This window comes from Sphingomonas sp. MJ1 (PH-R8) (assembly GCF_048058635.1).
Classification (GTDB): Bacteria; Pseudomonadota; Alphaproteobacteria; order Sphingomonadales; family Sphingomonadaceae; genus Sphingomonas.
This window is the reverse complement of sequence record NZ_JBBEFX010000039.1, coordinates 1-2665: the sequence shown is the minus strand read 5'-3', so window position 1 is coordinate 2665 and position 2665 is coordinate 1. Positions and strand designations below refer to the sequence as shown.

At 66.3% G+C, this 2665-nt stretch carries 5 protein-coding genes; 2 read left to right on the top strand and 3 right to left on the bottom strand.

Features of this window, described 5'->3' with window-relative positions:
- Positions 1-18 precede the first annotated feature (18 nt).
- The 3 genes from VPH46_RS16075 to VPH46_RS16065 all read right to left on the bottom strand — a co-directional run bounded on the left by VPH46_RS16075 (position 19) and on the right by VPH46_RS16065 (position 1421).
- Positions 19-309, bottom strand: a complete 291-nt coding sequence (locus VPH46_RS16075; RefSeq protein ID WP_416612831.1) for a ribbon-helix-helix domain-containing protein — start codon at positions 307-309, stop codon at positions 19-21.
- A complete protein-coding gene (parA, locus tag VPH46_RS16070; protein WP_416612837.1) occupies positions 306-962 on the bottom strand; it encodes a ParA family partition ATPase in 657 nt (218 codons plus the stop codon). The genes VPH46_RS16075 and parA (VPH46_RS16070) overlap by 4 nt, the downstream gene beginning before the upstream one ends.
- A 207-nt stretch (positions 963-1169) precedes the next feature.
- Entirely contained in the window at positions 1170-1421 is a 252-nt protein-coding gene (locus tag VPH46_RS16065) for a hypothetical protein (RefSeq protein ID WP_416612835.1), read from the bottom strand.
- Between the two features lie 282 nt (positions 1422-1703).
- Here VPH46_RS16065 and parA (VPH46_RS16060) point away from each other — a divergent pair, with 282 nt between their 5' ends.
- Together parA (VPH46_RS16060) and VPH46_RS16055 are read left to right on the top strand one after the other, a co-directional pair.
- The gene (parA, locus tag VPH46_RS16060) at positions 1704-2360 is read left to right on the top strand and encodes a ParA family partition ATPase (protein WP_416612833.1); all 657 of its coding nucleotides are present in this window, start codon (positions 1704-1706) and stop codon (positions 2358-2360) included.
- Positions 2357-2647 carry a ribbon-helix-helix domain-containing protein gene (locus tag VPH46_RS16055; protein WP_416612831.1) on the top strand — a complete coding sequence of 97 codons (291 nt, stop codon included), beginning with the start codon at positions 2357-2359 and terminating at the stop codon, positions 2645-2647. The genes parA (VPH46_RS16060) and VPH46_RS16055 overlap by 4 nt, the downstream gene beginning before the upstream one ends.
- Positions 2648-2665 lie beyond the last annotated feature (18 nt).

Here is a 2665-nt window from a genome sequence, read left to right as displayed (position 1 = left end):
TCCCGATCCTGCATCACTTCAATCCCCCAGCGGGCTCTCGCCATGCTTGCGCAGCACGTCGTTGAACGCCTCGGCCATCAGCGCCTGGAGGCTGCGGCCCTGGCGGCGGGCGAGCATGTGCATGGCCAGCGACATTTCGGGACTGAAGAAGCCGGCGATCTGCTTGCGGCCCTCGCGGCTTGCCGGGCGCGGTGTTGCCGCCCTTCCCTGCTCGGCTTCTGCCGGCGTTGCCTGAGGCGGAACTGCGGCCGGCGACGCAACGGGAGCGGCAGCCCCCCGCAGATTGGCGAAACTGGGTTTGCGGCTCATGCGGCGACCTTCTTCTTGAAACGGGGCGTCGGCATGTCGAGTTGTCGACATGCCCACTTGTAGAGTTCTCGGACCTCTTCGGCCGCCTTGCCGGCGGGCTCCAGCTCCATGACCGTGCGACCCTCGGCACTCGCGTGGCGATAGGCGGCGCGGTCGGGAAGCAGGATCGGGCACGGCGGCGTGCCGAAGCTTTCCACCAGTTCGCCGGCCTCCTGATAGATGCGCGGCGCATTGGGTGGGCCGGCGGTGAATACCACGAACGCAGGCTTGCGCAGCAGTTGGACGAGCTTCGCCGTGGTCTGGATCGCGGACAGGTCGAACGCGCTCGGCCGGCAGGGGATCAGCACCAGGTCGGCGATCTCGACGGCGGCGCGCGCGGCGCTGTCGGCGTGCGGCGGGGTGTCGATCACGACCACCTCGGCCCCCTGCCCCTGGGCTTGCGCGACCTTGGCAGCGAGTCTGGGCGGTGGACTGTCGATTACCTCGGGCGGAGCGTCCTGTCGCCACGCTGCCCACTGGCTGGCGGTCGCCTGGGGGTCGGTGTCGATGATGAGCGAGACGCAGCCCGCATCCTGGGCGGCGGCGGCCAGGTGCAGCGACAGGGTGGTTTTCCCCGCGCCCCCCTTCTGGCTGATGATGGCAACTGTCGGCATGAGTACTAGCCTACATGTCTACAGATAGACAGTCCAACATGAAGTTGTCGATTCCGCATCCTTTCCGCAGGCGCATCCGACGTGTTCAGCCCAGCCCTGTTCGCTTGCTCCCGCTGGGGAGCATTGCGACGGCGTAAGCCGGCGCTTCGGTAAGGGTTGCTTGTGGTGTCGCTGGTGAGAGGTGCTTTGGTTTCGGCATCTTGGCCGTCAGGCCGGACGCCGGCGACCGACTAGGTCGGCGTCCATTTTTGCTTTCAAATTAGAATCCAGGAGAGGTTCTGGATGGTTTTGAGACTCACGCTCCTGACCATCAATCCGCGCGCCGAGCTTTGCGAGAACCTTGCCGAGCGCACCACCAACGGTCGCTTCCGCCAATTGGCGGCACGATAGCTGGGCGCGCATGACTGCCTGCGCCTCGGCGCGCGGATTGATGGTCAGGAGCGTGAGTCTCAAAACCATCCAGAACCTCTCCTGGATTCTAATTTGAAAGCAAAAATGGACGCCGACCTAGTCGGTCGCCGGCGTCCGGCCTGACGGCCAAGATGCCGAAACCAAAGCACCTCTCACCAGCGACACCACAAGCAACCCTTACCGAAGCGCCGGCTTACGCCGTCGCAATGCTCCCCAGCGGGAGCAAGCGAACAGGGCTGGGCTGAACACGTCGGATGCGCCTGCGGAAAGGATGCGGAATCGACAACTTCATGTTGGACTGTCTATCTGTAGACATGTAGGCTAGTACTCATGCCGACAGTTGCCATCATCAGCCAGAAGGGGGGCGCGGGGAAAACCACCCTGTCGCTGCACCTGGCCGCCGCCGCCCAGGATGCGGGCTGCGTCTCGCTCATCATCGACACCGACCCCCAGGCGACCGCCAGCCAGTGGGCAGCGTGGCGACAGGACGCTCCGCCCGAGGTAATCGACAGTCCACCGCCCAGACTCGCTGCCAAGGTCGCGCAAGCCCAGGGGCAGGGGGCCGAGGTGGTCGTGATCGACACCCCGCCGCACGCCGACAGCGCCGCGCGCGCCGCCGTCGAGATCGCCGACCTGGTGCGGATCCCCTGCCGGCCGAGCGCGTTCGACCTGTCCGCGATCCAGACCACGGCGAAGCTCGTCCAACTGCTGCGCAAGCCTGCGTTCGTGGTATTCACCGCCGGCCCACCCAATGCGCCGCGCATCTATCAGGAGGCCGGCGAACTGGTGGAAAGCTTCGGCACGCCGCCGTGCCCGATCCTGCTTCCCGACCGCGCCGCCTATCGCCACGCGAGTGCCGAGGGTCGCACGGTCATGGAGCTGGAGCCCGCCGGCAAGGCGGCCGAAGAGGTCCGAGAACTCTACAAGTGGGCATGTCGACAACTCGACATGCCGACGCCCCGTTTCAAGAAGAAGGTCGCCGCATGAGCCGCAAACCCAGTTTCGCCAATCTGCGGGGGGCTGCCGCTCCCGTTGCGTCGCCGGCCGCAGTTCCGCCTCAGGCAACGCCGGCAGAAGCCGAGCAGGGAAGGGCGGCAACACCGCGCCCGGCAAGCCGCGAGGGCCGCAAGCAGATCGCCGGCTTCTTCAGTCCCGAAATGTCGCTGGCCATGCACATGCTCGCCCGCCGCCAGGGCCGCAGCCTCCAGGCGCTGATGGCCGAGGCGTTCAACGACGTGCTGCGCAAGCATGGCGAGAGCCCGCTGGGGGATTGAAGTGATGCAGGATCGGGA

Excerpts from the sequence above, each read along its gene's own strand:
- VPH46_RS16075 (WP_416612831.1), bottom strand. The coding sequence starts at position 309 with ATGAGCCGCAAACCCAGTTTCGCCAATCTGCGGGGGGCTGCCGCTCCC.
- parA (WP_416612837.1), bottom strand. The coding sequence starts at position 962 with ATGCCGACAGTTGCCATCATCAGCCAGAAGGGGGGCGCGGGGAAAACC.
- VPH46_RS16055 (WP_416612831.1), top strand. The coding sequence starts at position 2,357 with ATGAGCCGCAAACCCAGTTTCGCCAATCTGCGGGGGGCTGCCGCTCCC.
- VPH46_RS16065 (WP_416612835.1), bottom strand. The coding sequence starts at position 1,421 with ATGGTTTTGAGACTCACGCTCCTGACCATCAATCCGCGCGCCGAGGCG.
- parA (WP_416612833.1), top strand. The coding sequence starts at position 1,704 with ATGCCGACAGTTGCCATCATCAGCCAGAAGGGGGGCGCGGGGAAAACC.